Origin of the sequence: Salinibacterium sp. TMP30 (genome assembly GCF_038397785.1) — a bacterium.
GTDB lineage: Bacteria > Actinomycetota > Actinomycetes > Actinomycetales > Microbacteriaceae > Rhodoglobus.
Map to the genome: position 1 here is coordinate 274,152 of NZ_CP151642.1, position 26,754 is coordinate 300,905.

The 26,754-nt window shown below is 57.4% G+C and carries 25 protein-coding genes; 22 read left to right on the plus strand and 3 right to left on the minus strand.

The window, feature by feature from the left end:
* Positions 1-207: 207 nt before the first annotated feature.
* Both AADH44_RS01345 and AADH44_RS01350 read left to right on the plus strand, forming a co-directional pair.
* Positions 208-987 (plus strand): IclR family transcriptional regulator, encoded by a 780-nt coding sequence (locus tag AADH44_RS01345; RefSeq protein ID WP_341953612.1) that lies wholly within the window; start codon positions 208-210, stop codon positions 985-987.
* A 354-nt stretch (positions 988-1,341) separates the two neighbouring features.
* Positions 1,342-2,304 carry an aminotransferase class V-fold PLP-dependent enzyme gene (locus AADH44_RS01350; protein WP_341953613.1) on the plus strand — a complete coding sequence of 321 codons (963 nt, stop codon included), beginning with the start codon at positions 1,342-1,344 and terminating at the stop codon, positions 2,302-2,304.
* A gap of 619 nt (positions 2,305-2,923) precedes the next feature.
* Here AADH44_RS01350 and AADH44_RS01355 read toward each other — a convergent pair.
* Positions 2,924-3,976, minus strand: coding sequence for an alcohol dehydrogenase catalytic domain-containing protein (locus AADH44_RS01355; RefSeq protein WP_341953614.1), 1,053 nt, complete (start codon positions 3,974-3,976; stop codon positions 2,924-2,926).
* Positions 3,977-4,384: 408 nt separating this feature from the next.
* On the opposite strand from AADH44_RS01355, the gene AADH44_RS01360 reads away from it, so the two are divergent.
* From AADH44_RS01360 to dprA, 9 genes are all read left to right on the plus strand, one after another.
* Positions 4,385-5,857 carry a sugar ABC transporter ATP-binding protein gene (locus AADH44_RS01360; RefSeq protein ID WP_341953617.1) on the plus strand — a complete coding sequence of 491 codons (1,473 nt, stop codon included), beginning with the start codon at positions 4,385-4,387 and terminating at the stop codon, positions 5,855-5,857.
* A 34-nt stretch (positions 5,858-5,891) separates the two neighbouring features.
* Positions 5,892-6,878, plus strand: coding sequence for an ABC transporter permease (locus AADH44_RS01365; RefSeq protein WP_341953618.1), 987 nt, complete (start codon positions 5,892-5,894; stop codon positions 6,876-6,878).
* A complete protein-coding gene (locus AADH44_RS01370) occupies positions 6,878-7,879 on the plus strand; it encodes an ABC transporter permease (RefSeq protein ID WP_341953619.1) in 1,002 nt (333 codons plus the stop codon). The genes AADH44_RS01365 and AADH44_RS01370 overlap by 1 nt, the downstream gene beginning before the upstream one ends.
* A 58-nt stretch (positions 7,880-7,937) precedes the next feature.
* Complete coding sequence (locus tag AADH44_RS01375; RefSeq protein ID WP_341953621.1) at positions 7,938-8,915, plus strand: sugar ABC transporter substrate-binding protein; 978 nt, start codon at positions 7,938-7,940, stop codon at positions 8,913-8,915.
* Positions 8,916-8,957: 42 nt separating this feature from the next.
* Positions 8,958-9,944, plus strand: a complete 987-nt coding sequence (locus AADH44_RS01380; protein WP_341953622.1) for a Gfo/Idh/MocA family oxidoreductase — start codon at positions 8,958-8,960, stop codon at positions 9,942-9,944.
* A complete protein-coding gene (locus tag AADH44_RS01385; protein ID WP_341953623.1) occupies positions 9,941-10,783 on the plus strand; it encodes an amidohydrolase family protein in 843 nt (280 codons plus the stop codon). Before AADH44_RS01380 ends, AADH44_RS01385 begins: the two co-directional genes overlap by 4 nt.
* A gap of 39 nt (positions 10,784-10,822) precedes the next feature.
* Positions 10,823-11,674 carry a fumarylacetoacetate hydrolase family protein gene (locus tag AADH44_RS01390; protein ID WP_341953624.1) on the plus strand — a complete coding sequence of 284 codons (852 nt, stop codon included), beginning with the start codon at positions 10,823-10,825 and terminating at the stop codon, positions 11,672-11,674.
* Between the two features lie 348 nt (positions 11,675-12,022).
* Positions 12,023-12,460 carry a hypothetical protein gene (locus tag AADH44_RS01395; protein WP_341953625.1) on the plus strand — a complete coding sequence of 146 codons (438 nt, stop codon included), beginning with the start codon at positions 12,023-12,025 and terminating at the stop codon, positions 12,458-12,460.
* A gap of 17 nt (positions 12,461-12,477) precedes the next feature.
* Positions 12,478-13,395, plus strand: a complete 918-nt coding sequence (gene dprA, locus AADH44_RS01400) for a DNA-processing protein DprA (RefSeq protein ID WP_341953626.1) — start codon at positions 12,478-12,480, stop codon at positions 13,393-13,395.
* 263 nt (positions 13,396-13,658) lie between these two features.
* On the opposite strand, the gene AADH44_RS01405 is transcribed toward dprA, so the two are convergent.
* Complete coding sequence (locus AADH44_RS01405; protein WP_341953627.1) at positions 13,659-13,967, minus strand: hypothetical protein; 309 nt, start codon at positions 13,965-13,967, stop codon at positions 13,659-13,661.
* A 364-nt stretch (positions 13,968-14,331) separates the two neighbouring features.
* Between AADH44_RS01405 and AADH44_RS01410 the strand changes: the two genes are divergently transcribed.
* The 10 genes from AADH44_RS01410 to AADH44_RS01455 all read left to right on the plus strand — a co-directional run bounded on the left by AADH44_RS01410 (position 14,332) and on the right by AADH44_RS01455 (position 23,669).
* Complete coding sequence (locus AADH44_RS01410; protein ID WP_341953628.1) at positions 14,332-14,589, plus strand: hypothetical protein; 258 nt, start codon at positions 14,332-14,334, stop codon at positions 14,587-14,589.
* A 469-nt stretch (positions 14,590-15,058) separates the two neighbouring features.
* Positions 15,059-16,033, plus strand: a complete 975-nt coding sequence (locus AADH44_RS01415) for a DUF3560 domain-containing protein (RefSeq protein WP_341953629.1) — start codon at positions 15,059-15,061, stop codon at positions 16,031-16,033.
* 433 nt (positions 16,034-16,466) lie between these two features.
* A complete protein-coding gene (locus tag AADH44_RS01420; protein WP_341953631.1) occupies positions 16,467-16,610 on the plus strand; it encodes a hypothetical protein in 144 nt (47 codons plus the stop codon).
* Positions 16,611-16,674: 64 nt separating this feature from the next.
* Positions 16,675-16,830, plus strand: a complete 156-nt coding sequence (locus AADH44_RS01425; protein ID WP_341953632.1) for a hypothetical protein — start codon at positions 16,675-16,677, stop codon at positions 16,828-16,830.
* 481 nt (positions 16,831-17,311) lie between these two features.
* Entirely contained in the window at positions 17,312-17,665 is a 354-nt protein-coding gene (locus AADH44_RS01430) for a hypothetical protein (RefSeq protein ID WP_341953633.1), read from the plus strand.
* Positions 17,666-18,269: 604 nt separating this feature from the next.
* Positions 18,270-18,800 (plus strand): hypothetical protein, encoded by a 531-nt coding sequence (locus tag AADH44_RS01435; protein WP_341953635.1) that lies wholly within the window; start codon positions 18,270-18,272, stop codon positions 18,798-18,800.
* Positions 18,801-18,961: 161 nt separating this feature from the next.
* Positions 18,962-19,423: a hypothetical protein gene (locus AADH44_RS01440; protein WP_341953636.1), complete on the plus strand. Its 462-nt coding sequence runs from the start codon at positions 18,962-18,964 to the stop codon at positions 19,421-19,423.
* A 425-nt stretch (positions 19,424-19,848) separates the two neighbouring features.
* Positions 19,849-21,396, plus strand: a complete 1,548-nt coding sequence (locus AADH44_RS01445) for a serine/threonine-protein kinase (protein ID WP_341953637.1) — start codon at positions 19,849-19,851, stop codon at positions 21,394-21,396.
* Positions 21,397-21,649: 253 nt separating this feature from the next.
* A complete protein-coding gene (locus tag AADH44_RS01450) occupies positions 21,650-23,446 on the plus strand; it encodes a DEAD/DEAH box helicase family protein (RefSeq protein WP_341953638.1) in 1,797 nt (598 codons plus the stop codon).
* Positions 23,439-23,669, plus strand: coding sequence for a hypothetical protein (locus tag AADH44_RS01455; RefSeq protein ID WP_341953639.1), 231 nt, complete (start codon positions 23,439-23,441; stop codon positions 23,667-23,669). Before AADH44_RS01450 ends, AADH44_RS01455 begins: the two co-directional genes overlap by 8 nt.
* 112 nt (positions 23,670-23,781) lie before the next feature.
* On the opposite strand, the gene AADH44_RS01460 is transcribed toward AADH44_RS01455, so the two are convergent.
* Positions 23,782-24,186 carry a hypothetical protein gene (locus AADH44_RS01460; protein ID WP_341953640.1) on the minus strand — a complete coding sequence of 135 codons (405 nt, stop codon included), beginning with the start codon at positions 24,184-24,186 and terminating at the stop codon, positions 23,782-23,784.
* A 285-nt stretch (positions 24,187-24,471) separates the two neighbouring features.
* On the opposite strand from AADH44_RS01460, the gene AADH44_RS01465 reads away from it, so the two are divergent.
* A complete protein-coding gene (locus AADH44_RS01465; RefSeq protein WP_341953642.1) occupies positions 24,472-26,703 on the plus strand; it encodes an N-6 DNA methylase in 2,232 nt (743 codons plus the stop codon).
* Positions 26,704-26,754 lie beyond the last annotated feature (51 nt).

Below are 26,754 nucleotides of genomic sequence, written 5' to 3' on the forward strand. Positions count from 1 at the left end.
TCTGGAGGGTCCAAAAGGCCTACATGTGGGACGTACTGATGGCTAAGGGTATCAACATAGAAAGCCCCTATCGATTATTAACACTATTGCGCCAATACTGCATGCGGTGGAATGTTTATCTGGGCAGTCGTGATTTACCAATGATTTAGATGCTTGACAAAAACCAATGATTAGTGAAAGTCACAATCAACTAGAGGATGGCGTTCAGTGGGAGACGAGAAACGCAGCGAACCGGTAAAGTCCGCGGGCAGAGCGCTAACGCTTGTGGAGTATGTCGCGGCAGAAGGTCCAAAGAACTTTACAGAAATACTCGAGGCGTTGAACATTCCTCGGTCAAGCGCACACAGTTTGTTGCAAACACTTACTGATGCCGGCTGGCTTGAGCACGAGCCTCGGTCAAAGCAGTACTCTTTAGGACTTCGTGCATGGCAAGTCGGACAGCGCTATCGTGGTCATTCTGATCTCGCTGATGTTGCTAAGGGTGCTATGGATCGACTCGTCAGAGCTGTTGGCGAAACAGTACAGATCGCCAGACTTAATGGGTTGGAAAACATCTACATCGCAATAAGTGAATCTGACAAGCAAATGCGATTGGCTTCCTCTGTCGGGGGCCGCCTGCCAGCCCATGCGACCGGCGTCGGGAAAGTTCTGCTGAGTATGCTTGACCCCGTCGCGGCCGAGCAACTATTGCGACCAGCCTCGTTATCTAGTTTTACTGACAGAACTATCACTGATGCTGACGAGCTCCTTTCCTCTCTTGAAAGCATCAGAGCTCAAGGTTTCGCCATGGACGATGAAGAATACGTCAGCGGTTGTCGATGTGTGGCGGTTCCGCTAACCAGCTCGAGCGAAGGGGGAATGCTCACGGCAATTTCAGTGACCATGCCGACATCTCGTACCGATCAGAACTGGCCAGAATCAATGCTTCAGCCACTACGGCTAGCTGCCAATGAGATTCGCTCCACTTTGGGCATTCCCAAGGTCTGACAGGAAACTGACACCACCGAGCTGGCGCCTGCCCTGAAGCTTGGAGGGCATGATCTTGACCCGAAACCCTAGTTGCTGAAATACTAGAGTCAGTACGTTCATGGATGAGAAAAAAGTTCAAGCATAGGAATCTCTTATCCCTATGTTGAGTGTTAGTTACTGATTGGATAGAACGCGTTGGAATCGAACAATGGCCTCCCCGCAAGGAAAGAAGACTTCCTTGGACTTGAGAACGTTCACTACTTTTACACGGGCGCCGAGGGTCCTCCGCTGAAAACTCACCCCAGTGCCTTTGAAAGTTATCTCGCACACAAGTCAGCAGGCCAGCCCGGGCGTGACCACCACGATGTGATCATGAATAGCTGTCGCGCTCAGCTAGCGGGACTTATGGGAGTAAATGCGCAGAATATTGCCTTGGTCTCAAGCTCGTCAGAGGCATTGCATCGGGTCGTAGAGAGTATCCCCTGGCGAACCGGAGGGAATGTGGTCAGCTGCGACATTGAGTTCCCCTCTGTGACACTCCCGCTCGTATCGCTGAAGACGCGCGGCGTAGACGTCCGCATAGTCGCCAACCAGGAGTGGCGTGTTTCAGAAGACGACATCGCGGCTTCAGTCGATGACAATACCCAGGCCATCATTCTGAGCCACGTAAGCTACATGTCCGGGTCTCGATTCGATCTGGAAAAGCTCTCGGCCCTAGCGCGAAAAGTTGGAGCTCTTTTGATCGTGGATGTCACACAGTCGCTTGGGGTCGTTCCAGTAGATGCGACGCAAGCGGACATCGTGATTGCGAGCACATACAAGTGGCTGCTTGGCGCACACGGCACTGGCGTTGTCTATATCAAGGATCCAGAATCAAGTCTGTTGCAGCCAGAATTTGTAGGGTGGCGCTCCGTTCAAGACATGTTTGCACCAGATCGCTTCGAGCGTTTCCAGCTTTGGCCTGACGCGCGCCGTTGGGAGCTTGGGTACCCAGGGTTCCCCAGCCTCTACATGCTCGAAAGCTCGCTCCAGTATTTGACTCAGTACTCACCAGAGTCGATTGAGAAACATATCCTGCAGTTGGGAACAGTGCTTTTGGAGGGTGCAATCGGTCACGGAATGTTGAATATGACCCCTCTGCTACCGGAGCTGCGCGCCGGGAATATTGCGCTCAGGGCTAATGAGCCAGTCAAGTTGGCTCAGGACCTGTCAGAAAAAGGGATCCTCGCTTGGGGTGGTGATGGGCGAATCAGATTCTCAATTCACCTCTTTAACGATCTCAGCGACGTAGAGGCGGCACTCTTGGCGTTGACGGAACTTGTCCCGTCCAAGTGACGCTAATGATGGCTCGATGAAGACACCATGTTGGCGGCCATGGAAATGTGCCCACAGGCGGCCAGACCAAACGTGTATTCAGGCAGAGAATCCCTCGTCAGGAAATCCGCCGCAGGCGTGAAAAATCGAGCTCATTCTGGACGGCACCGTGAGTTCCGTCATGGGCGTCACAGGCAGCCCAGAATGCACCACGGACGCTCCAACGGCCTGTAGACGGGCAGAGTTTCGACGAGTCCAAGAGAGCTGTCGGGGCCTTGCTGCCATCGCGCGGCCAGGACAGCCGCAGGCTGAAGTCACGCAACGTGACACCGGGAAGATCGAACCGGTGAGGATTGACCACATTCCCTTGATTTCAGGCGTCAAGGCGAGCCCATGTGCGGCCACTGACCAATGACGATATGCGGGCTCAGTGGTGGCCGTGTGTGGGCACTTTCTCATGGCCGCTAACAACACCACGCTAAAGCCGCCAGACACACTTCGTATGGTCCGCCGATGGCTCACTTAAGAAGTGATGCATTGAGCAAGTGGGGCCGTAGAGGTCATAAGCGGATTTCAAGAGATAATGCCAAGGTAAGAACCCATCTCGATTTAGACAATTTTGCCCAACAATTTTCGAGAATTAGCTGTCGAATCGGACAAGCACCTTTCCGGGCGTCCCATCATGTGCCGCTAGGCGCGTGAACAGACTCGGAGCTTCTTCAAGTGGAACTTCGAGGCTAATGAGCCGCGCAAGCTCGCTGGGCCCGGAGGATACCCACTTTGCCGCATCCCGGAAGTCACCATCGGAATACGTGAAGCTACCGACGATTGACTTATCGGCGGTGCTGACCTGGTAGGCGTCGAGGCTAATGACCGGGGCTCCCATACCCACAAGGCATATGCGTCCGCCGAGTTTAGTCGCCTCAATCGCGTCGGCCAAGGTTTTTCCAATTCCAACCGCGTCGATAGAAACGTCGGCGAGGCTTCCGAATTGCCTCCTCACTGCGGCTTGCACGTCTTCTTGGCCAGGATCAATCGCAACTGCGCCAATTTGTTCGCAGAGTTCTCTTCTATCTGGATCTATTTCACTGACGATGATGCCACTAGCTCCGCTACGGCGGGCGGCGAGAATTACGGATTGGCCGATAGGACCACCACCCACGACTAAAATCTTGTCGTCTTTGTGTACGACGACGCGACGGACGGCATGAAACGCGACGGCGAGAGGTTCGATGAGCGCACCGTAGGTTTCGGGCATTGTTTCAGAGATGCTCACCACATTCGATTCCGGAACCACAACGTACTGGGCAAAGGCGGCCACCGTTGTCGAATCCACACCAATCAGCACGCGGTCTTCGCAATGCTGCCATTCACCGCTTCGGCTTGCATCGCAGCGCCCGCAGGGGACTACTGGATTGAATGTGACTAGGTCTCCGACAGAGAAACCGGCAGCACCAGTGCTCGGGCCCATAGCGGAGACGCGACCGACGGTCTCGTGTCCCATAACCTGACCAGGTACGCGACGCCCTGTCTCGCCAGTCAATCCGTGAATGTCAGAACCGCAAATGCCCGTCGCGATGGTAGAAATGAGCACTTCGCCGTCGCCCGCAACCGGATCAGGGCGTTCTTGGACAACCATTTTTCCGTACGCTTCGAGCGCCAAAACTAGCATTATGTTGAATCCTTCTGTCATTGAGACTGCGTACCTCAGGGCCAGGCGGCCCTTATAAGAATCATCAAAAGTTCACCCCAATGAACTCCAGTTCCCGGACGCGAATTTTGAATGTAGTATTGCAGCCCTAAGCAGATGCCGTCAAGTTGCTTGCACGAGCCAGCGACGTTGCACCCCGAGGCGCTTAAACAGTCCGGCACGCGGGCTTGACGTTCGAAGATGTGGCTGGCATAGTACATATCAGAAATTCGCCTATACAAATTATGTTCACAAGACCGAACGAAGGGGAATCCTAATGCCAGATCCATTGGGCGTTAATAAGTGGCCTGCATATTCTCTCGTCGTGCCGCCGGGTGCTGTTCGATGAAGCCGGGGACTCTGGAGGAGGAATTGCCGAGTGAACCTATTTCGGGGCAGCCGCTTCTTGCAATGAGTGATATCTCAAAGACCTTCCCCGGTGTCTTGGCTGTTTCTGGAGTGAACCTGGAGATTCTTAGCGGTGAGATTCACGCGATCGTCGGAGAAAATGGGGCTGGAAAGTCGACTCTCATGAAGATTCTCGCGGGCGTCTATAAACCGACTTCGGGGACTATCTCGTGGAAAGGGCAGACGGTTTCCCTTGCCTCCCCGCAAGCAGGGCAGCAACTCGGAATCAGGATGGTATTCCAAGAGCTGAGCCTTGTGCCCGACTTGACCGTTGCCGAAAACATTTCTCTGGGCAGAATGCCTAAGAATGGACTCTTCCTCGACCGTAAGCAAATGATTCGTCACGCAGTAGAGGCGCTGGCCACGATAGGCGAAGATCTAGACCCTAATGCGCTCATTGCAGACCTGACAATCAGCCAGCGACAACTCGTAGAGATCGCCAGGGTCATCAGTTCAGGCGCGGAGTTAGTTGCCTTGGACGAACCAACATCGTCTCTCACTGAACATGAAGCCCAGAAGCTCCTCACGATAATCAGAGCCCTAAAGGAAAAGGGAATTTCGGTTATTTACATTAGCCACCGGTTGCACGAAGTGCTTGAAATAGCTGATCGCGTCACAGTAATGCGTGACGGGAAATCGATTGACTGCCGACCAGCGACGGAAACGTCGCCTAGTGAACTTGTTCGCGTGATGGTCGGCCGGGACCTTGAGGACGTCTTCCCCAAGACAGTTGTTGAGATTGGCGACGTCGTTTTTCAGGCAAAGTCACTCACGAGTGCTGGTCGATTCTCAGACATAAGCGTGGAAGTACGAAGTGGAGAAATCGTTGGGCTCGCTGGACTGGTTGGGGCCGGTAGAACTGAGTTTGCGCGGGCGGTTTTCGGGCTAGATCATTTTGACTCCGGAAGTTGTCAGATAAACGGCATCGACGTGAGGCCACGCAATCCGGCGCAGGCCATTCGGCTCGGAATCGCGTATCTTCCAGAAGACCGGCGGCTACTGGGCATAGTCCCTCCGCTCACCATTCGGGAGAACCTGACCTTATCGAGCCTGCGAAAGGTATCAAGAGCTGGCCTCATAAAGAGGCGTGCAGAAAGCGTGGAGGGCACGCAGCTGGCTGAATATATGACGGTTTCCCCTCCGGCAATAGAGAGTCGAATTGACACCCTCAGTGGCGGAAATCAACAAAAGGTTGTTCTTGGAAGGTGGCTTGCCACAAACCCGTCGTTGCTCATACTCGACGAACCAACACGTGGTGTTGACGTTGGCGCAAAAGCGGAGATTCATCGAATAATCGGCAAACTCGCGAGCGAAGGCATGGCAATACTTATGATCTCGTCCGAATTGCCAGAAATCATCGCTGCTTCTGACCGGGTTTATGTGCTCCACGAAGGCGCGATTTCTGCAGAGCTCAGTCGAGAAGAAGCTACAGAGGAAAACATTATGGTCGCTGCGACCGGAGCGGCGGTGAACTGAGATGTCAACAAATCGTGGACGATCGGTGAAAGACATGCCTCAAGTAACGCTAGATAGCGAGATTGGCCAGCGTCACAGCAAGTCTCGAGGAAGCATTGGATTCGCGATCGGGGTTCCGTTGACGGTAATCCTGCTTCTTGTCGTCGGCACGACGACATCTCCAGAGTTTTTGACTGTCCGCAACCTACTCAACGTTCTCACGTCAATTTCCATTGTCGGCATTGTTGCTGTGGGCATGTCCTTTGTCATGATCTCTGGAGGTTGGGCCGACCTTTCGGTTCCCGCGGTCGTTGCGACGGGAGCGATCCTTGCACTTGGCATGCAAAGCACATTTGGTACGATCGGTGCGATACTGATCGCACTGGTGGCCTGTGCAACCGCCGGCCTGATAAATGGTCTGATAGTTGGGTTCATAAAAGTGAACCCAATTGTCGTAACTTTAGGCACAAATATCATTGTGCTCGGGGCCGCGCAAGCATTCGTTGGCGGCGACATCGTCTACAACAATGACCCAATAGCCAACGCAATAGTCGCGGGAAGAGTTTTTGGAATTCCCTTCATCGCCCTCGTTTTCCTCGTTGTCTTGCTTTTCGCTCATATAGTTCTCGCTCACACTGTGTGGGGGCGGTGGACAATTGCGGCAGGCGGCAACTATGCAGCTGCTGCAGCCTCGGGCGTGCCAGTAAAACTAGTTCGGTGCCTGGCGTTCGTCGGCACAGCCTTAGCGGCGGGGCTGAGTGGGTGTTTGCTCGCACTTTCGTTGCAGAGCGCGCGCCCCGTAATTGGAGCCGGATACGAATTCGACGCGATAACAGCACTGGTGGTCGGCGGCGTGAGCCTGCTTGGCGGAGCTGGCAGCATACCCAGGGTGCTCGGTGGGCTTCTCATAGTTCAGCTCATAAAAAACATCATGGTGCTACAGGGATTCCCGACAACCTCACAAGGCCTTGCTGAGGGGCTCGTAATTGTCTTTGCCGTGGCACTCGACATCAAACTGCGGAAGAGATCGGGTGACCTGTAATGGCGCATATATTCACGATTGGGACTGCGCTTCTCAAGGCGCGACTTTGGGTAATCCTCACGGCGACACTCCTCTACGGAGCAATATTTGTTCCCGGATTTTTGTCGTTTCGTACGCTCGCCTTTAGCTTTGACCGAGCTACCACAATTGGAATTGCGGCAGTCGGGATGACAGTGGTTCTTATCGCCGGGCAGATCGATTTGTCGATCGGATCCGTAGTGGCCCTGACCGGAATCGTGGCCATTGGATTGCAGCCCGTTCTCCCCGCGTGGATTGCTTTCCTCTTCGCAATACTTTGTGGAGGTCTCCTTGGCCTTGTGAATGGCGTGCTTACAGTTGTTTTCAAAATCAACTCGATGATCGCGACGCTGGCGACAATGCTTGCAATTAGCTCCGTAGCTTTCTTGGTTACGAATTCGCTACCCGTTTCAGGGACAGACCCGTTTTTTGGCGCGGCCGTGACTGGGAACTTGGTATGGCTCTTTACCAATCGCACAGCAATTTTCCTAGTTCTAATCCTCCTTCTACATGTTTGGCTCACTCGGTTCCCGTCCGGGAGAAACCTGTTCGCCGTCGGCAGTGACATTGGGGCAGCTCGTGACAGTGGAATAACGGCTTCGCGGATACTCGTGGGCGCATTCATCTTTATCGGTTTGTGCGCAGGGTTGTCAGGCGCCTTGTTCTCACTTCAGATCAACACAGGGTCCCCAGTCTTTGGGACCACAGTGCTGCTGGCAACAATCACCGCAGTGGTAATGGGAGGCACAACCCTAGAGGGAGGCAGGGGGTCAGCACTGGGAACACTTGGCGGCGTTATCACTGTGACAGCTCTCACAACCGCATTCGAATATGCCAGCGTCCCCGTCTACTTCCAGACGATCGTAATTGGGACGATTCTTATCGTCCTGATTGTTCTCGATCGGGCACTGGGCCGATCGCCACGGCGGAAAGCCTCCATCCCGCAAGTCTTTGCAAAACTCACTGGAAAGCCAGCAGCGTAAATCACATTCCAATAATCAGGCACACCTCGAATGCACCAACCAATAAGGAGAATGAAAAATGAAAAGGACAGCAAAAAAAATCGGACTGCTAGCGGTCGCGATGACCGTTGGTCTTGCAGCAACTTCGTGTGCAGCTGACACTTCGGGGTCAACGGGAAATGAAGGCGCAAGCGGAAAGACCGTTTGCTACATCACCGCCGCAGCAGCCCACCCCTACGTAACTCCAGCCAATGAGGCTATTGAAAAAGCTACAACAGAGGCAGGCGTGACGCTGGTTGAGGTGAGCCAGGAGTTTGATGTTCAAACGGGAACTGACCAGCTCTCTACCTGTGTTGGACGCGGTGTTGACGGAATTATCCTGTGGCCGTTGGACCCAGATGCCTACACTTCGGGTCTTCTCAAGGCTCAACAAGCTGGGATTCCCGTCGTCGCGATGAATAGCCCTCTTGGTGAAGACGCATCGAAGCTAGTCGAATCGTTCACTGGCCCCGATCCTTATGAAACGGGTGTCCTTGCCGCACAGCTGCTCAATGAAGAACTCGACGGCGTTGGAAATATTGTTGTGATCTCAGGGCAGGCCGGAAACGGAACGTCGGTTAACACGGAAGCTGGCTTCTACGCCGAGCTAGAAAAGCTGGGATCAAAGATCGAGGTCCTCCAAACTGTGTACGCTAACTTCGATCAGCAGGATGCCCTTGTGGCGTCACGAGATCTCATCACGCGATTTGGAGACACGATCGACGGCGCATTCACCATCGACGATGGAATGGCGCACGGTTTTGTTGACGCGTGGACTGAAAGCGGCTCGACAAAGGTGCCTGCAGTAACCGGAGTTAACGGTCAACAGGATGCGTTCGAACTCATCAGAAGCGGCATGATGACGGGTACGGTTCTCCAGTCTCCAGTGACGGATGGGGAAGTAGCCATCGCCACGATGATTGTGTTGCTCGAAGGAAAGACGGTGGACAGCCGGATTCCGATTCCGCTGCCAGTGATCACCAACGAGAACATCGACGAGCACCAGCCAGCGTTCTAGGGCCGGACTACTAGAAACTAATGAGATTGGGCATGCACACAAATGGTTAAAGTCGCCTTAATTGGAGCAGGTGCAGTTGCGGACCTCCACGCCAAATCAATTGTCGAGGTCAATGGCATCGAAATGGTCGGTGTCTGCGACACCGACGTTGAGTTGGCCGCGAACAAAGCCGAGAAATGGGGGACCAGGCACTATTCGAACTCAGTCGCCGTTTTCAACGATGATAGCGTCGATGCCGTCCTAGTGCTCACCCACATGGATAGCCACCTCGAGCTGGCCTCAAACGCCATTTCTGCAGGAAAACATGTTTTTCTGGAGAAGCCTGTTTCAAAAAGTGCGGAGGGAATTGAAGCACTGTCCGCACAAGCAAAAGCGGCCAATTTGGTATGCATGCCCGATCACAATTACGCGTATATCCCAGAGTTCAGGCGACTTAAACGGATCGCTGATCGCGGGGACCTAGGCACAATTCGTAGTTTCCATATGAACTACGTCATCCCCCACGATGAGGAGCTAGCAAGCCGCTATACGGGAATTCTGGAAGAGGTGATGATTCATCACAGCTATTTGACGCTATCAATCCTAGGGAAACCGGACTGGGTGGTAGCGGGGGTGGCGAAGCCAGGGTGGAAGCTGCACAAAGCAGAGGACCAAGCTTGGATGGCTTGGGACTACGATTCGGGCGCATCTGCTCACCATTTCGCATCATTCGCCACAGACGACCTGAGCAACGACCCCTGGACTTGCATAGTTAAGGTTCTGGGCACCAACGGGTCCGCAGAAGTCAACTGGCGAACTTCCATGTTCAACCGGAAGTTCGGCACACATTCCTTCGCTTGGGTCGCCTACGAGGAAAGCTTCTCAGAAGCCCTATCGGCTTTTAGGGACGCAGTGCAAGAGGAGGTGCCGTTTGTTTCAACTCTGGATGATGCTGCAACCTCCGCGCGAATAATTGAGAAAGCGTATCTCGCAGCCAAAGAACATCGCAGTATCCCTCGGATCGATCCTCAGGGCAAGGCGGCGTGGTGACAAACGACATCAACCAGGGCTGGATAGATTCCCATTTCCACTATTGGCGAGTATCGCGAGGCGACTACCCGTGGATGCCCAAAGACGGCCCGCTAAGGCGGGACCATCTCCCGGCAGAACTCAGGAAACTGAGCGCGGAGACTGGTGTTGTCGGCAACATTTTGGTGCAGGCCGCACCAACGGTGAACGAAACCGAGTACTTGCTCGGAATCGCTGACGCTTCTCCTGAAGTACTCGGGGTTGTGGGTTGGGTCGACATGGAAGATGGCTCTTTTAGCGATCTACAACGCTTTACAGACAATGAGAAGTTCGTCGGAATACGACCGATGATTCAAGACATTGACGATGATGCGTGGATTACTCGCCCTTCGGTGTTTTCTTCCCTGAAAGAACTCGCGAGAGTGGGGCTCAGCTTTGACTTGCTCTGCAACCCTCGGCATCTTGAGTATGCAGTGCCAGTACTTAAACGAGTGCCGGAATTACGCGTTGTTGTGGACCACCTAGCAAAGCCTGACTACAGGAATCTTGACGATGACTGGCGGAAGTGGATGGGGCGCCTTGCCGCAATGCCCAACGTCGCGTGCAAAGTTGCTGGGCTGGTTAGCGAGGCGGGGACGTCGTGGCGGAACGCGGACTTCACTAGTCACATCGACGTAGTACTTGATCAGTTCGGGCCAGATCGGCTCATGATTGGCACAGATTGGCCGGTCCTTAATGGCGTTGCCTCATATACGGAGGTTGTTGAGCTTTACGAGCAAATCTTCCAAGGTCTTTCGCCGTCAGAAAAAGCGGCCATATGGTCGAAAACCGCTGTTCGCTCATACGGGCTCGTCACGTAATTGACAGTTTTCAAGTTTGGACAAGGGTATGGAGAAGGTATGAAACTGGCTCGCTTGGGTGAACTTGGACATGAGATTCCGGTAGTTATCGATGGCGATACAACATTTGACATAAGTGCGCTGCGAACTGATTTCAACGCGGAATTCTTCGAGTCCGGCGGCCTAGATGAGGTTCGGTCCGCCTTACTTGCTGACGATCTACCGGAAGTGCCGTATCCGACCAGTATGAGAATCGGCGCTCCAATAGCGCGGCCAAGCGCGGTCGTTTGCGTCGGAATGAACTACGCCGCTCACGCCGCCGAGTCGGGTGCCGAGCCACCCACTGAACCCATACTTTTTCTCAAAACCCCGAATACGGTAGTTGGCCCCAATGATTCGGTCAAAATCCCTCGAAATAGTGTGGCAACGGATTGGGAAGTTGAGCTGGGCATCGTCATCGGTGCGCGAGCCGCCAACTTGGAGAGGCGAGAGGATTCACCGAACCACATTGCTGGGTTTGTGATGGCAAATGATGTTTCGGAGCGCGACTACCAACTCAAATCGCCCGGCGGACAATGGTCAAAGGGTAAGTGCGCGCCGGGGTTTAACCCGGTCGGTCCGTGGCTCGTCACTAGTGACTCGATCGATCATAAGAACTTGCGCCTGCGCAGCTGGGTAAATGGCGAGACTCGACAAGATTCCTCAACCTCGGACATGATCTTTGACGTCGACTACATCGTTTGGTACGTAAGCCAGTTCCTTACTCTTGAGCCAGGTGACCTGGTTCTCACAGGTACGCCCGAGGGAGTCGCACTATCGGGCAGATTTCCATTTTTGGCTGATCAGGATGTGGTCGAAATGGAGATCGAAGGCTTGGGTCATCAGCGTCAAGAATTCGTCAGGTCCGAATAGCGACAGCGTGATGACGACGACGTTGGCTGTTGTCTCAAACCAAAGACTGATCCCTATCCTCGCTCCTGGCCTCGCTGACGATTGCGGAGTCATTTCGTGCTTCTTCTCGCGCTTTCTCAGCTAACGTTGCACTTATACCCAGTGCGTCTCGCATGCCGGTCGGCGTACGAACACTTCTGTACCGTGATTGAGGTCTGAGCCGCCGACTGGATTGCGATTTCGCGTATAGCCCGCCCGCAAGGAATTGTCACTCAGGTCCGTCAAATGCAACACCTTGCGGATTCGGCCTGACGGGTTCTGGCGGGCGGCCTATCGTGGGCGAATCGGAGCCGACTCAACGCGCTCCTCTTGAACACACTTGTTCAGATAGATATCGTCGTCGGGATCCTCGAACTGGGTACCAGCGTGTACAGCATCAGTTATGTGGCCGGGTGGAGCGCGGCCGAACCAGACGCGATCAGAAGCGCCGCCACCGAAAACCCATACGACCTTGCCGCTGACACAGACGCAAAGCCCGACGGGCCCCTAAGCCCCTCACTTTCTCCGGCTGACATCAACACATCGGACGGCGCACACGCCCGCGACTTGGTCTATACGGACCGCTTCCCGGCTGTTTTGTTAGAGACTTTTTTGTCTGTCTGGCCGGTCATCGTAGTTCGCTTCGTGCCTCTCGTTGCAGGCTTTCGCGGCATATCCTCACTGCGTTCCGGTATTCCACGACCCTTCACTGCCGGCACTCTCGCTCTCAATCGATTCTCTTGCCAGACAGGCAAAAAAATCAGTTGACGGAAAGAGAGAACCCCATGACTACCACTACCAGCAGCATCCTCGATAGCTTCCACCAGCAGCACCACAACCTCACGCTGGATACTCTCGCCCGCGTCGCGCTGTCCTCGATGAGCGAACCGGGAGATAGTGACATTGGGCAGCTCGTGGCGTCCCTGGGGGCGGAGGGAGCTGTGCGGGCACTACTCGACGCAGAAGACACCACAATCGATGCCGAAATGCACGAGTGGGCGCACACAAAATTCAGTGCAGGCCTCATCGAGTTGGCGTTTCGCAGCGCGGCCCGGTTCGGGGCAACCCTGATCACCCCCGAGCATCCACACTGGCCCACCCGCATGAACGATCTGGGCATACACGCCCCGTTTGCGCTGTGGGTGCGAGGCGACAGCGAGATCCTGATCGACGATAAGACTACGGCCATCGTCGGAGCCCGTGCTGCCACCGGCTACGGGGAACACATCACCATGGAAATCGGCGCCGGGCTTGTCGAGCGCGGTCACACCATCGCCTCAGGTGCCGCGTACGGCATTGACGGCATGGCCCACCGAGGGGCGCTTGCCTCCGGTGGTCGCACCATGGCCTATCTTTCCGGAGGAGTCGATAGGTTCTATTCGTCAGGCCACGACGCGCTCCTTGGTCGAATTGTCGAGCGTCGCGTCGTGGTGTCCGAGTTACCGTGCGGGGCCATGCCGACCCGGTGGCGTTTCCTGCAACGCAACCGACTGATAGCCGCCAACAGCGCCACCGTGGTTGTCACCGAGGCGGGGTGGCGTTCCGGATCGTTGAACACCGCAAGCCACGCCGCCGCCCTTGGCCGAGCTGTCGGCGCAGTGCCGGGACCGGTCACCAGCGCGGCATCCGCCGGATGCCACCGCCTCATCCGGGAGAACCGCGCCACCCTCATCACCAACACCAAGGAAGCCGCCACCCTCTAGCAACGGTGGGCCGATCCAGCAGGGCCGGCCCACCCCCAAAGTGAGACAGAGACACCAGACACAGACGGTCGAGGATCCCGTGCACGGGATCCGGCGGTTTTATTGCGCCGCCCTGGCGGGCGGCGCAACACAACACCCCCCCCACACAGCGGCACGCACATATCTACAGGAATACAGGGTCACAGGAGGAAGGCAACGCCAAGGCGACCGTCTACGCCCTAGCAAGCAAGGTCGTCTTCTAAGGGGCCGACGGCGGGAGCCGTTCAGTCGGTCGGACTAGCGGCTTCCGACTTCGCGGCTTCTGCCTTGCGCGCCTGGGCGGCTTCGTGGGCGGCTTCTTCTTTCCAGCTGGCCCCGAGGGACCACCAGTTTACAGCAGCGATGAGCGCAACTATCGGGGTAGTCCATTGCAGGAAGATTCCGAAGCCGCCCAGCGGGGTAATAACGATCGCCTCGCAGTCGACGAAGCTCCCTAGACAGAAGTACGTGCGCGTGGTTCCTGCGGTGGCAAGCACGTTACCGATGATGATTCCGGCGATAGCGGCGAGTACGATCCAACCCCAAATATTCACGACCCGCTTCTGCTCCGCGGCGGTACGCGAGGTGGGCTTTGGTCCATTCCCACCGGGCTGCGGGTGTGTCATAGCTGGAGTATGACACATTTTCAGGAGCGCATTCGTTAAATTTTGACGCCCGGAATCCTCTGGGGCGGCGGTCCGTCAGTGATGAAAGCTGGAGCGAGACAGAGACGCCAGACACAGACGGTCGAGGATCCCGTGCACGGAATTCGGCGGTTGTGTTGGCCGCCCTGACGGGCGGCCAACACAACGCCCCATACCCCCATGCTCAAATATTTACAGGTATGCAGCAGGACAGGGCGGGGGGAGTGGGGGCCAAACTGCTCCCTCGAACGGGTACCCCCAACCCGCTGCTCCCGTGAACGCGACAGCTGTACGCGATACCGATGCCCTCACCGGTGGCCGGCACCTCGACATCCAGCTCGAGGCCGCAGGCCGGGCGTTGACGCCCGGCCCATCCAAAACCGCCTTCAACGTGGAGATATGGAGAGTCCCCGAGAGGAAGGGTGACATCGTCAACGCTGCGCCGAACGAGCATCATGCGCTCGGCTGGTTCACTTTGGGTAAGTCGAAATCCGTGGACTTGGCTGATCATGAGTACCGCGCTTCTCAATGAAGTCCTGAGTTGAGTTCGGCGGTTAAGCGGGACCACAAATCTCTCTCACGATCGGCTTGTGGTCGTGGTGTCACTGAAGGCTCCTCATTGCGGACGATCGTGTCCCGAACACGGCTGCTGAAATCTGTGCAGCCGATTTTTGAGAATGACGTGGACTATCCGTCGGGGTGTGCTTCAAATAGGCACAATAAGAAGCGCAGGTCGACGGCGTAACGCCGCGGTTTCCCTGGTGAGCTGGCGCTCACATTTTTGCCAAAGCGCTCTGTGAGCGATTGTACGGTCGGCTTCACGAAACACAAACGGTATTCTGCCGTCCGCTCCTCCGAAGATTTTTGGTACGCGGTCGCTGCGCTCCCTTATTTCGTACCAAAATTCTTCGCCCCGCAGCCCTACGGGTTGTGTTCCGCTTCGCCTCCCATCGGCACTAAGCGCCGCTTTGGCAAAAAAACGTAGAAGAGAGAAGAAGAACATGCTGACAATCACCCACACACACGAAGCGGGCACCATGATTGAGGGCACAATGCGGGGAGACGGAACCCCCGAAATATTGAAGGCTCAGCGCTGGCGCTGGGGGCGCAGCATCGCGGCGTGGTTCGTGCCGCAGAGCCGCGACCGCCTGCCGAAGTGGCACACCATCAACGCCACCACCGCGGCATTACGCGCGGCAGGGTTCGAGGTCGCCACAGAGATTGACGAGGCCACCCGATCCACAGCCGAAGTCGAGGCGGCAAAAATTGAGCGCCAAGAACAGCGCGCGGGCGCGCTTGATTCCAAGGCCGACCGCAAAGCCACAGCAGCAGACCAGGCACAGGCGCGTGCAGACCGGGCACACGATTCTCTGCCGGAGGGAGGCGAGCCAATCAAGGTTGGCCACCACTCAGAAAACAGGCACCGTAACGCGACTGAGAAAGCACACAACACACAGGGCCGGGCAATCGCAGCAGGAACCGATGCGACAGAAGCAGCCAGACGAGCCGAAACAGCACATCACACCACCGGCGCCCGCTACAGCGTGCAGACCGTCGCGAACCGCATCAAGAAGTTGGAAGCCGACACCCGACGCACTCAACGCCACATCACCGGCAAACGTGAATGGATCACCAACGACGCCGGGCAAAGTGCGTTCAGCGCCGAACCAATCGCAGCCACCGGCGCCTACCTTGACCGCCTCACCCTTCTGCTGGCAGAGCAGCAAGACCAGCTCACCTACTGGCTGCAAATCCGCGCCGATCAAATCAGCGCGGGCACGGCCACCAACTACAGCCGCGAAACAATCAACAAAGGCGACTTTGTGAGACACCGTTTCGGATGGGCAGAAGTAGTCCGAGTCAACGCCAAATCAGTCTCGATCCGCACAGAGTACAGCTGGACTGACACTCTCGAATACGAAGCCATCAAAGAAGTAAAAACAGCCGCCGAGATGAGCCGCCTAGCTGCGAGCTAGGCGCACGCTAGGTTCTAGCAGTCTCCCTCAACGGATAGAGACTGCTAGAACCAAAAGTGCGAGAGGGCGCTGCCCCCTCGCGCTCCCCGACGCACAAACCAGTGCTCACCCGCAATGCGGAGAACGTCAATCGCTAACCGGCAGCAGGTTCAGGCCGGCAAGGCACCATGGACGGCGTAACGCCGCAGTTTCCTTGGTGAGCTGGCGCTCACATTTTTGCCAAAGCGCTCTGTGAGCGATTGTACGGTCGGCTTTACTCCACACAAGCGGCTTGCAGCCGCCTGCTCCTCCGAAGAGTTTTGGTACGCGGTCGCTGCGCTCCCTTATTTCGCACCAAAATTCTTCGCCCCGCGCCCTACGGGTTGCGCTGCGCTTCACCTCCCATCGGCACTAAGTGCCGCTTTGGCAAAAAAATATGGAAGAGAAGAAGAACATGGAAAACATCACAATCATTGTCCAGACTCGTCACGCTGAGCTAGACGGAACCGCCACACCAGGTCACACCATCGCCGCAGCACATGAGTACATCGTGCCGGTCGATCCAGCAGACGAAACACGGTGCGACAGCTGCCAGTAGTGACGCCGACTATTTCGGATTCGGCACCGGAACCCTCGCCTGCCTCAACCTTGGAAAGCGACCCATGGACAAGCAAGAAAACTTCGGTCCCGAACCGATCAGCGCTGAGCAAGAAAATCTACAGAACGCAATCGGCACCTTCGAAAAAGAGATCCACGCGCACGGCGGTGACGTTTACGCCGCAGCGGTCGAAGTCTTCCGAATGATGACCGGCAATTGAAGCAAGTGGCAGGTGGGCGACAGTGGGGGGAGCGCCACGAGCACCCTCCACCAAGCAGACGAAACACAGTGGGACAGCCGCCAAAATCATAAACAGGCGCGCAGTATCGAAGAAGAAGATAAGAGATGACGCCGCCCACAGATTGGCCAATATTTCATTGGATAACGCAACACTTTTTCTTTTTGTGGGTCGCTTTTTGTGGTACTATTTATTTATGGGAATCGAGTAGACAACAAGCGCAGCAAAGCACAACATTCCCCCAAGCTGACACCCTCTACGCAATAACTCACGCAGCAGGTTCAACCCAAATTGAAGGGCACGCAGGAGAGACAACGATCGTTTACGTGGGTCACCCTCACGCGCAAACCGAACGCTACATCGAAGTGATCGCCGCGCACCGCAAACCCCGAAGCATGGTTATTTATCACGCAATGGAATTGTCAGACCTGTACCGAGACCTACTAGACGAAGGAGAGAGCAGATGAATAACTACGATAACCTCGCGGCAGGAGCTGAGGCCGGACAACTCGTCCCGAAGCCAGGAACCACCCTCCGGGGGAAGGCCGCGGCCGAAGCAGGACAGCGCGCCGTCATGGAAGCGACAGGCGCTGACACTGTTGCTGCTGCTACTGGAATCGCACTTGGACGGCCACGCCTAACCGCTGCTGCACCTTCTGGGGTGACTTGGAAAGTCCGCACAACCCCAGACCTCGACCGAGACGCACGCAACGCCGCAGCAGCCCAGGGAGTATCTATCTCGCAACTGGTCAGGGATGCCGTTTCTGCCCACGTTTATGACCTCAACCTCAACGAGGTGGTACCCAAACACCGCTGATTGTGCGGCGAAAGGCAGCGTGGGGGAGCGAAATCTCAGCGTCGACGAGCTAGAGCTGAATCATTTTGCATCGTAACTAGAAAACACTACGAGCACTATGGGTCCACTTCACGGTTAGGTGACAGTTTGACCTGCCCTACTCCTGCAGCAGGCCCGAAAGATAAGGTGATCCAGCTAGCCACGCGACCGCTGTAACTACTCCGACGAGAAATTCAACTGCGGCGAAACTCACGACACTGGCCAGACTCGCGAAGCCTGACTGGCAAGACTCGCGCCGAGTACCCCGGCGGCGATGGTGCACAAACTGAAGAGGTTGACCGGAATCGATCGTTCATAGTGTGCCCCTATCCGCCGCGAGCAACAGCGACTGTAGGCTCCCGGCATTACCAATCCGAACCCTGGAAGTAAGCCGGGCTCCCGCCACACGCCGACGAACGCACCGGTCGAGTCCAGCGATGACGGACAGTTCCGCCATGACGGCTACTGGAACTCGTTTCAATTCGACCCTCCTCTGACACACGGGGACGCCCTCGTCCTGGTTGCGCGAGCAGAGGAGCTTGGTTACCGGCTGCTGTTTCGGCGAGCCGACTATTCACTCGAACAGGTGCAGGCTCAACTCGTTGACGAGGGCCCGAGCGCGTTCCTGGATCTGACGTGGCTCCAAGAAGATATCTCCCCGAAGGAACCGCCACCGACAGCAGAGCAGCGTATGGCTGACCGGCTACAGAAGCTCGCACCCATCACAGATTTGGTCATCACTGATCCGTTTCTATTCACAAAGTCCCGGAGCAGAGACCGCTGGGCGTATGCGGCGTCGGTAGGCAGCATGATTGCGCCTGCGCTAGCGAGGGGCCTGCACATCACTGCAATAGTGAAGCCGTCAGAGAATGACGCGAAGGTGAGAGCCGCGGTTGAAGCGGTGCTGTATGGTCGCGGCCAAGAGCTGACAATCTCAGTGGTCGAATCCGAGGACTTCCACGATCGCTTCTGGATCGCAGACCGCGCACGAGGTCTTGTCATCGGGACCTCGCTCAACAAGATCGGCCGCCGAATCTTCTTTGTCGACGAACTCAGCGAGGCGGACGTGGCCGCGGTGCTGGACGAGGTCGATCTGATTCTTAAACCACAGTCCTAGGGCGAGCAGCCGCAATCGTTCACTTTCGAGCACATCTGGGTACCTACAAACCACTTTGCTCAACCGTTCACACTCGACTGTGTGCCAATGAGGCAGAAAGGGTTGACCACCATAATTACGGAGCGATACGGGGCGCGCGATTGAAAACTGTATTGAGGTAGTTGGCCGGGTCAGTTCTTGGTGGCCTCGGAACGGTGTTGCTCACGATCTCAGTCGAGCAACTTCTTGATCCCGCGACGATCCAAGATCTCCTTGTCCGCGCGAGGGTAGCTGCCTTCGCCGGTGTGTTGCTGCTCGGCGCCGGAGTGATTCTCGCGGGGATCGCAGCCGCGGTCTCGGACGCTCGCGACCGATGGAAGATTGTGTGGCCGGCGATGGTCATGATTACGGCTCCGGTCGGGGTAGCTTTTTCCTTGGCCCTCTCTCTTGTGATTGCGGCCCTCGTCGCCATGGCCTTCGGAACGGAGTCCGGATGGGTCGTCGGGCCAGCCGGCGCCCTGCTCGTCTTAGCGGGGTACGTGCTCACCCGGGAGCTCTGGTACAAAGTCAAAGCTCGGCTCATGGAGGCCATCCGATCTCGCTGTGGCGTGGCCGGCGGAATCGTGGAGACTGATGAGCCCTGAGTGGCTGAACCGAGGCGACGGACCTCGCCATCCCGAGCTCGCGGGGCGGCTCCCTTACGAGGGCGTGAGCGATGTGCAGGTATCGCCGCGGTGCGCTCAGCTCTCCTGCCGGGAACGATCGTTTCAGTGGGGCAGGTCAAGTGCTGACTGAGAGGCGTCGTTAGCGCAAATTCACTATGGCTTTGTCGGGCTCAATCAACTGAGCGCTCGGGTGAGAAGGCCTGCGCGGCCCAATGTTGGACCCAATTTGGCCAATGGAATCCCAGGAACCCCTTTTCGGCGTCACCCATGAGTTCTCGACCAGCTGCCACCCCAGCAGCGTGATTCTTATCGCGCCTAGACCAGTCAATTTAATGGTTTAATAAAGACCAACCAATTACGTGTTATCATTGTCTCATGGACAACCATTGCGAAGGGGTGGTGACATGAGGCTCGGTGGACTTGCAGAGGTAGCGGCGGAGCTCGGGGTCACCACGCAGCGCATAGCAGTGCTGCGTCAGCGTGCAGACTTCCCCGATCCTGCGGGTGAGATTGCGCAGGGCCCCATCTGGGACCTCGACGTCGTGCGTGCATGGAACGGTTCGGGGCTTCGTCAGAAGACTGCGGGACGACCCAAGGCTGACGTCACCACACGGACGCTTGGCGGCCGATTTATACTTGAAATCCCACCGATCGGCAGTGGTGGTTTCGCCGATGTTTACCGCGCAACAGACCGGAAGACTGGCGACCTGGTAGCTGTGAAGGTCCTCCGCGATACGGCCTCGGTCGATCCGGAGGTTATCAGCCGGTTCACTCGCGAGCTCCGGCTCCTCGAAGGACTCAAACACCCGAACGTTATCTCGGTCGTCGCACAGGGAGAAACCGATGGCCGGGACGTCTGGTACGCGATGCCGCTGGCGCAAGGCAGCTTGGCCGACTTTGTCGACAAGATCGGCGGCAGTTCGCCCCTGGTCGTCGATATCATGCGGCAGGTGTGCGCGGGACTGACCTACATCCACAGCAACGGAGTATCCCACCGCGATCTGAAACCGGCCAACGTGCTTCGGTTAGAGAGTGGCGAGTGGGCTGTATCCGACTTCGGCCTCGCAGTCGAAGTCGAGCGAGGCACGACTCCTCTGACCTCGACGCTCCGCGCCGGCATGGGGTCATGGGTCTACGCAGCTCCCGAGCAGTGGGCACGAGCACGAAGCGCGGATCACCGATCGGACATCTACAGCCTGGGAAAGATTCTCCAGGAGCTGGTCACGCAGGAATACCCCGTGAATACCGAGATGCCGGCGAGCCCAATGCGACCAGTTGTCGAACGCGCAACCGCGAACAGCCCCGCTGGCCGATATGCCACCGTCGAAGAGCTCCTTGACGCACTCGAGCGTGCCCTCGGCACTCACGAAGAGCATGAGAACTGGGAAACCCGCGAACAGGCAACTGAACGGCTTCGGGACAGGATGCTGAGCCCCTCCAGGACACCATCCGACCTCATCGAGGTACTGGACTGGGCGGTCGCTCTCGACGAGACCGACGAAGAAGACATGAAGGCGCTCAGCCGGGTGCTGCCCTGGTGCACCTCCTCGTCTATCGAGTTCCTTTGGAAACGAGACCGCGGCGCCTTCCGTCGAATCTTCGAACGCTTCACCGACTACACGAAGCGCAGCGGATTCTCTTTCGAATACTGCGACGTGCTGGCCAACTTCATGCGTCGAGCTGTCGACGAGACCGCCGACTCCAGCATTATGCGTATGGCCGTCAGTGCCTTGGCGGAGCTGGGCCCCGACCACAACCGTTGGCATGTCCGAGATGTCCTCGTCTCTGTCTTGCAGGACATCAAGTCAGAGGAGGTGTCGATGGCCGCGATCGAGGGTCTTCGTTCCGTAAGGCGTGGCCAAGTGGTGTGGTCTATCACGGACTTCACCGTCCGCACCCTGCCTCCAGCCATCCGTACCGGTATCAGCGACTGGATCAGCGAGGCCGGTTGATGGCCTCGAAGAACACAAACCGAAGGGAGGTGATCACATGACCAGAGGAAGAAAAGCTCCCGCAGGAGCTCGGGCGCGGAGCGCCGTCTCGCGGCGCTTCGTGAAGCTGAGCTACGCGAAGCGCAACCCGAGAACGACCATCGTCCACAAGAAGAAGAGCTGCGTGGCTGAGCCTTCACGTGGAACCGGGGCGGGATCGTCATCGCAGGAGGTCCCGCCCCCAGCATAGACACACAACCAGCGTCATCAATGTTTGGAGCACACCATCAAGACCGACCACTACGCCGAGACGACCCCGTTCGTCGCAGCCAACCCCGACCTCCGCGACCCACAAGTCGATGCTTTCGAGGCCGTCGCCCAGCACGACTTCGAGGCACCCGACGGCAGGGAAGTCTCCGTCGTCCTCCCCGTCGGATGCGGAAAGTCGGGCCTCCTCGCCTTGGCGCCCTTCGCAGTGAGATCGAAGCGGACTCTGCTCGTCGCGCCGAACCTAAAGATCGCGAAGCAGCTCCTCACTGACCTCACCCCAAGCGACCCCAAGTACTTCTATCTCAAACGCAACGTGCTGTCCGACGCGCCCTTCCCGGAACCCGCGGAAATCCGGGGAAGCTCGAGCAACGTCAGCGATCTCCACGAAGCGGACATCGTCGTCACCAACATCCAGCAGCTCCAACGCGAAAACAACAAGTGGCTCGCAGATCTCCCCGGCGACTTCTTCGACCTCATCCAGTTCGACGAAGGCCACCACAACGTTGCCGAGAGCTGGGACGTACTTCGCCGGAAGTTCCCTGCCGCGCGCATCCTGAACGTCAGTGCCACCCCATCCCGCGCTGACGGCAAGATTATGACGGGCGAGGTCATCTACAGCTACCCCATCTCTCAGGCCGTGAAGAAGGGCTACGTCAAGCGGATCAACGGGTACCGACTCAACCCGACCACCCTGCACTACGTACGCCACGAAGGAGCCGAGGAAATCGAAGTCACTCTCGACGAGGTGCGACGCCTCGGCGAGGAAGACGCAGGATTCCGGCGCAGCATCGTCAGCTCGGAAGCAACGCTGACCACGATCGCAGAAGCATCTATTCGGAAACTTCGTGAACTTCGTGAGAGCACCCAGCAGCCACGGCTCAAGATCATCGCGTCGGCACTCAACATGGAGCACTGCAAGCAGGTGGTCGCCAAGTACCGCGAGCTTGGTCTGCGCGCAGACTTCGTTCACAGCCAGCTCGCCGGGAAGGCGAACGATCGAATCCACGAAAAGCTCGACAATCACGAGCTCGATGTCATCGTCCAGGTTCGAATGCTCGGCGAGGGCTTTGATCACCCGTATCTCAGCGTGGCGGCAGTGTTCAGCATCTTCAGCAACCTCGGCCCGTTCATGCAGTTCGTCGGCCGAATCATGCGCACGATTCCTGGGGTGGAACCGTTCGACCCGGTGAACGAGGGCGTCGTGGTCTTCCACGTCGGCGGCAACATCACAGGTGTCTGGACCGACTTCCAACAGTTCGCTGAGGCCGACCAAGAATTCTTCGCCAACCTCATCGATGAAGATCTCATCGAGTCCGCGCCGACCTCCGAACTTGGTACCGGTGGAGCCCGCGAGAGCAGCCCGCTGCCGACCATCACCTCTCAGGAGGAGGTGCTTCTCGAGAACCTCGTTCTCCTTCAGGCCGACCCTAAGGTGGCCGAGGCCCTCGCGATCTTGAAAGAGGCGGGCGTCAGCACAGGGGAACAGTTCGACCGACTGCAGCGGATCGTGCCGACGAAGCAGGCCTCGAGGAAAGCCAAACGCGCTCTCCTCGACGAGCTCGTCAAGACCGCGGTGGGCAAGTTTTTCGCGAAGCACGGCTTGAAGCATGCGGGACGGGACCTCGACAAGACGCGGGAAAACTTCCAGGTCGTGAAGTCAGCCATCGACTTTCAGATCAAGTCGACCGTCCCCAGTGGCGCCACCACGCGAAGCGAGTACACCACCGCGGATCTGGATCACCTCATCAAAGAGTTGCCCCAGCTCGTGGAGACCGTTGAAAAGGATCTCCGTCGTGGGTAGTCAGCGATCACTGCTCCGCTCCGTGAGTGCCGGAACTGCGAAACGCAAGCACTCTTGCAAGGGCAACAAAGCTCATGCCATCGTCAAGGATGATCGGATCCTCATCGTCAAGATCGACCGAGACGACTTCCACTACTGCCTGGACTGCGCAACGAAGTTCATCGCAACGGCCCGGACGAAGCTGACCACACTGGAGGACGAACTCTTCGGTACGGCCACGTAGAGAAAAGGTGCGCCGACTGTCACCGGGGTCAGCTGGGTCGATCAACAGCGCACTGCAACGTTGCAGCGCTGACGCAGCCTCGCCCCGCTGGTTCGACGATCACGATGTCGAGTCAGCGGGCAGGCTGATCCTCCCACGGAATTTCGAACGGCATATCGGCCGCAGAGCCGCCCGAGCGAATGTGTGAGGCGAGTCGTTCTGACTCCGGTGACCAGCCGGGCATGACGAAGGCCACGCCGTCTTGCCAGCCGGTGTTCGCATCGTCGAAGTAGTAGGTGATCTCGATACGCCCGTTGAGCATTTCGATCACGAGAGTCTGGTCTTCCGGATGAGTGCCGAAAACCTTGCCGGCGATTGGAGTCGGTAGAAGTCCCTCAGCTGCGAACTGCTGGAAGGTTGGATCGAAGATCATCGAGAGATGCTTGCTGGTCACGATCATGTGGGTCAGCGTGTCCAACTGCTGTGCTTGGCGATCGAGCTTCGCCGTCTTGTTGGCTGCGCGTGCGCTCTTACCCACGTTGGACATCCTGCCGGTGAGCTGAGGTAGCAGGCATTGTCCTGGAGCTCGTCGCGTCGTGTGGAGTTCGAGTGTGGGGTCAGCCGTTAGACGATTGATAGCCGAGGCTCCTGTCTATGTTCAGTGATGAGGAGCGAATTACCCTAAAAGGTGGTGAGCCCCAAAATACTTCAAACACATTCCAAGATCGTCTTACCGTCGAAAGTCTCGAGGTCGCCGTAGACTGGCGTGCAACTGGCCTGATCAATGACGGGTCGGCGCTTCATCGAAAGGACCCTTGCTCGCGTGTCGACAGCCACCCCAGCTCCCCAGGCCGCCCCTCCGGTCGCACTTCTTACCTGTCCCATCCGCGGCAAGCTCAGCGCCGCGGCTCTCGCCACGGACGGCTTGACCCCGACCGAAGAAGCGCGACGGATCGACTTCATCAGGTACCTGCTCAAGCGGGGATATCCGGCAGCGAACATCGCCGTCGAAACCGTGGTGATCAAATCTCTCGGGGAAAGCGGTCGCAACAAGCTCCGAGCCGATGTGATCGTCTACGACCAGCCGGCGATCAACCTCTCGTCGTCGGCAATCGCCGAGCGGCTCGAGCACGTCGTCCTCGTTGCCGAGATCAAACGTGAGTCCGCCAAACAGGCGTCGGGCATCAACAACCAGCTCATCCCCGCGATGCAGGTGATGCCGTCGACCACGGTTCTTGGAGCGTACTGGGACGACACCTCGCAGATCCTTCTGCACAAGTCCGTTGTGCGCGAGAACGGTCAAGAGAGCGTTCGCATCGGCCAGGATTCCCTGGCCAATCTCCCGGCCTTCGGGCAGAAGTACAAGAGCAAGCCGATCACCCTCTCGACTCTCGTGCCTGCTGAGAACCTCGTGGCGACCTTGCAGGCGATCGCGAACGTTCTCCGGAGCAATGGCGTCAACGACGAGCAGCTCCGCTACAAGGAGACCGTCAAGCTCTTGCTGGCTCGCTACGTCGACGAAAAAGCTGCGAAGTCGAAGTCGCCGCAGGTCCTCGACCTCCAAGTGTTCGAGGGAGCCGACCCGAGCTTCATGACTCGCGTGCAGGCGATCTACAAGCAGGCCGCGACTCGCTACGACCGCGCGAAGTCACTTTTCAAGAACGGCGTGGGCTCAGAACTCGACGAGGACGCGCTCCGAGGCTGCGTGCGAGCCATCCAGGGCATCGACCTAAGCTCCGCGTCCAACGACGTTATGCAGCAGGTCTTCATGTCGTTCGTGCCCGCAGTGTTCAAGAGCTCGCTCGACCAGTACTTCACGCCGATCACGCTGATTGACTCCATGGTCGATATGGTCAAGATCACGGCCAACGACAAGATCGCCGACCCTGCGATGGGCACCGCGGACTTCCTCAGCGCGGCGATGAGCTATCGGGTAGGGCAGGGCGACGACGACGCCTTCCAGCGCGTCTACGGAGTCGACAAGGACTCCCAGGCCTACGAGCTGGCAATCATCAACATGATCCTGAATCGCGACGGTCAGGCGAACCTTGTCCGCGAAGACTCGATCGAGAACCACACTCGCTGGGCGGAGAGCATGAACGTCGTGCTGTGCAACCCGCCGTTCGGGGCGAGGACAGTCGAAGACCGCCAGTCCGTCCTCAAGAATTACGACCTCGGACACCAGTGGGAACTCGACGCCGGCGGCCAATGGAAGATCACCGATAAAATCCTACCTAAGCAGCAGCTCGGGCTCCTCTTTATCGAGCGCTGCTACAAGCTCCTCGCAGACGGCGGTCGTCTCGCGATCATCCTCCCGGAGGGCTATCTCTGCACCGCCAGCTACGGGTACGTGCGGGAATGGATCCTGTCGCACTTCCAGATCATGTGCCTCGTCGAACTCCCACGTCGGATCTTCCTGAAGTCCGATGCCGACCTCCGCTCCAACATCCTCGTCGCCAGAAAGCTCGACACGGTCGGGCGGCCTGCGGTCACTTACCCGATTCACACGGACCTCGTTCGAAAGGTCGGCTACAAGCTCGGCAAGGCCTTCTCGCCGGTTCCATCGAGGGACCCCGAAACCGGGCTCGAGCGGCGCGACGGCGACAACGAGTTGGTGCTGGACACGGACTTCCGGCGAGTTCGCTCCGGCTTCGACGCGTTCATGGCCGAGAGCAACAACGCGACGACGATGCCCGACGATTGGCCGGGCGCAATATCTGACGACATCTTCAACACCAAACTGCTCGACATGAAGCCACGCCGACTCTCCGTGAACGCGATTGCCAACGTGCGCAAGGTGCAGGGTGGCGATCACGTAAGGCTCGGCGACATCGCCGAGGTCATCGATGGCGACCCTGCGATGGTCAACATGCTCGATTCGCCGGCATCGCTCTACCGTCTCATTGAGGGTGAGGACATCCGAGCCGTCGAGGGAATCGTCACTCCCAAAGAGCCCCAGCGCGCATGGCTCATCGCCGACCGAAAGTCGGCGAAGGTCTACAAGCTCCAAAAAAGCGACATCATCGTCGGCCTGGTCCGGCCTGGTCCGGCCTGAGCGCCGGAACGTCGGGCTCTTGATGTCCACCGGCGACGACATGGTTGGCTC

Bases quoted from the DNA above. Each gene is read 5' to 3' on its own strand.
- AADH44_RS01350 (WP_341953613.1), top strand. From the start codon at position 1,342: ATGAATAGCTGTCGCGCTCAGCTAGCGGGACTTATGGGAGTAAATGCG.
- AADH44_RS01355 (WP_341953614.1), bottom strand. From the start codon at position 3,976: ATGACAGAAGGATTCAACATAATGCTAGTTTTGGCGCTCGAAGCGTAC.
- AADH44_RS01360 (WP_341953617.1), top strand. From the start codon at position 4,385: ATGAGTGATATCTCAAAGACCTTCCCCGGTGTCTTGGCTGTTTCTGGA.
- AADH44_RS01365 (WP_341953618.1), top strand. From the start codon at position 5,892: ATGCCTCAAGTAACGCTAGATAGCGAGATTGGCCAGCGTCACAGCAAG.
- AADH44_RS01370 (WP_341953619.1), top strand. From the start codon at position 6,878: ATGGCGCATATATTCACGATTGGGACTGCGCTTCTCAAGGCGCGACTT.
- AADH44_RS01375 (WP_341953621.1), top strand. From the start codon at position 7,938: ATGAAAAGGACAGCAAAAAAAATCGGACTGCTAGCGGTCGCGATGACC.
- AADH44_RS01380 (WP_341953622.1), top strand. From the start codon at position 8,958: ATGGTTAAAGTCGCCTTAATTGGAGCAGGTGCAGTTGCGGACCTCCAC.
- AADH44_RS01390 (WP_341953624.1), top strand. From the start codon at position 10,823: ATGAAACTGGCTCGCTTGGGTGAACTTGGACATGAGATTCCGGTAGTT.
- dprA (WP_341953626.1), top strand. From the start codon at position 12,478: ATGACTACCACTACCAGCAGCATCCTCGATAGCTTCCACCAGCAGCAC.
- AADH44_RS01415 (WP_341953629.1), top strand. From the start codon at position 15,059: ATGCTGACAATCACCCACACACACGAAGCGGGCACCATGATTGAGGGC.
- AADH44_RS01420 (WP_341953631.1), top strand. From the start codon at position 16,467: ATGGAAAACATCACAATCATTGTCCAGACTCGTCACGCTGAGCTAGAC.
- AADH44_RS01425 (WP_341953632.1), top strand. From the start codon at position 16,675: ATGGACAAGCAAGAAAACTTCGGTCCCGAACCGATCAGCGCTGAGCAA.
- AADH44_RS01430 (WP_341953633.1), top strand. From the start codon at position 17,312: ATGAATAACTACGATAACCTCGCGGCAGGAGCTGAGGCCGGACAACTC.
- AADH44_RS01445 (WP_341953637.1), top strand. From the start codon at position 19,849: ATGAGGCTCGGTGGACTTGCAGAGGTAGCGGCGGAGCTCGGGGTCACC.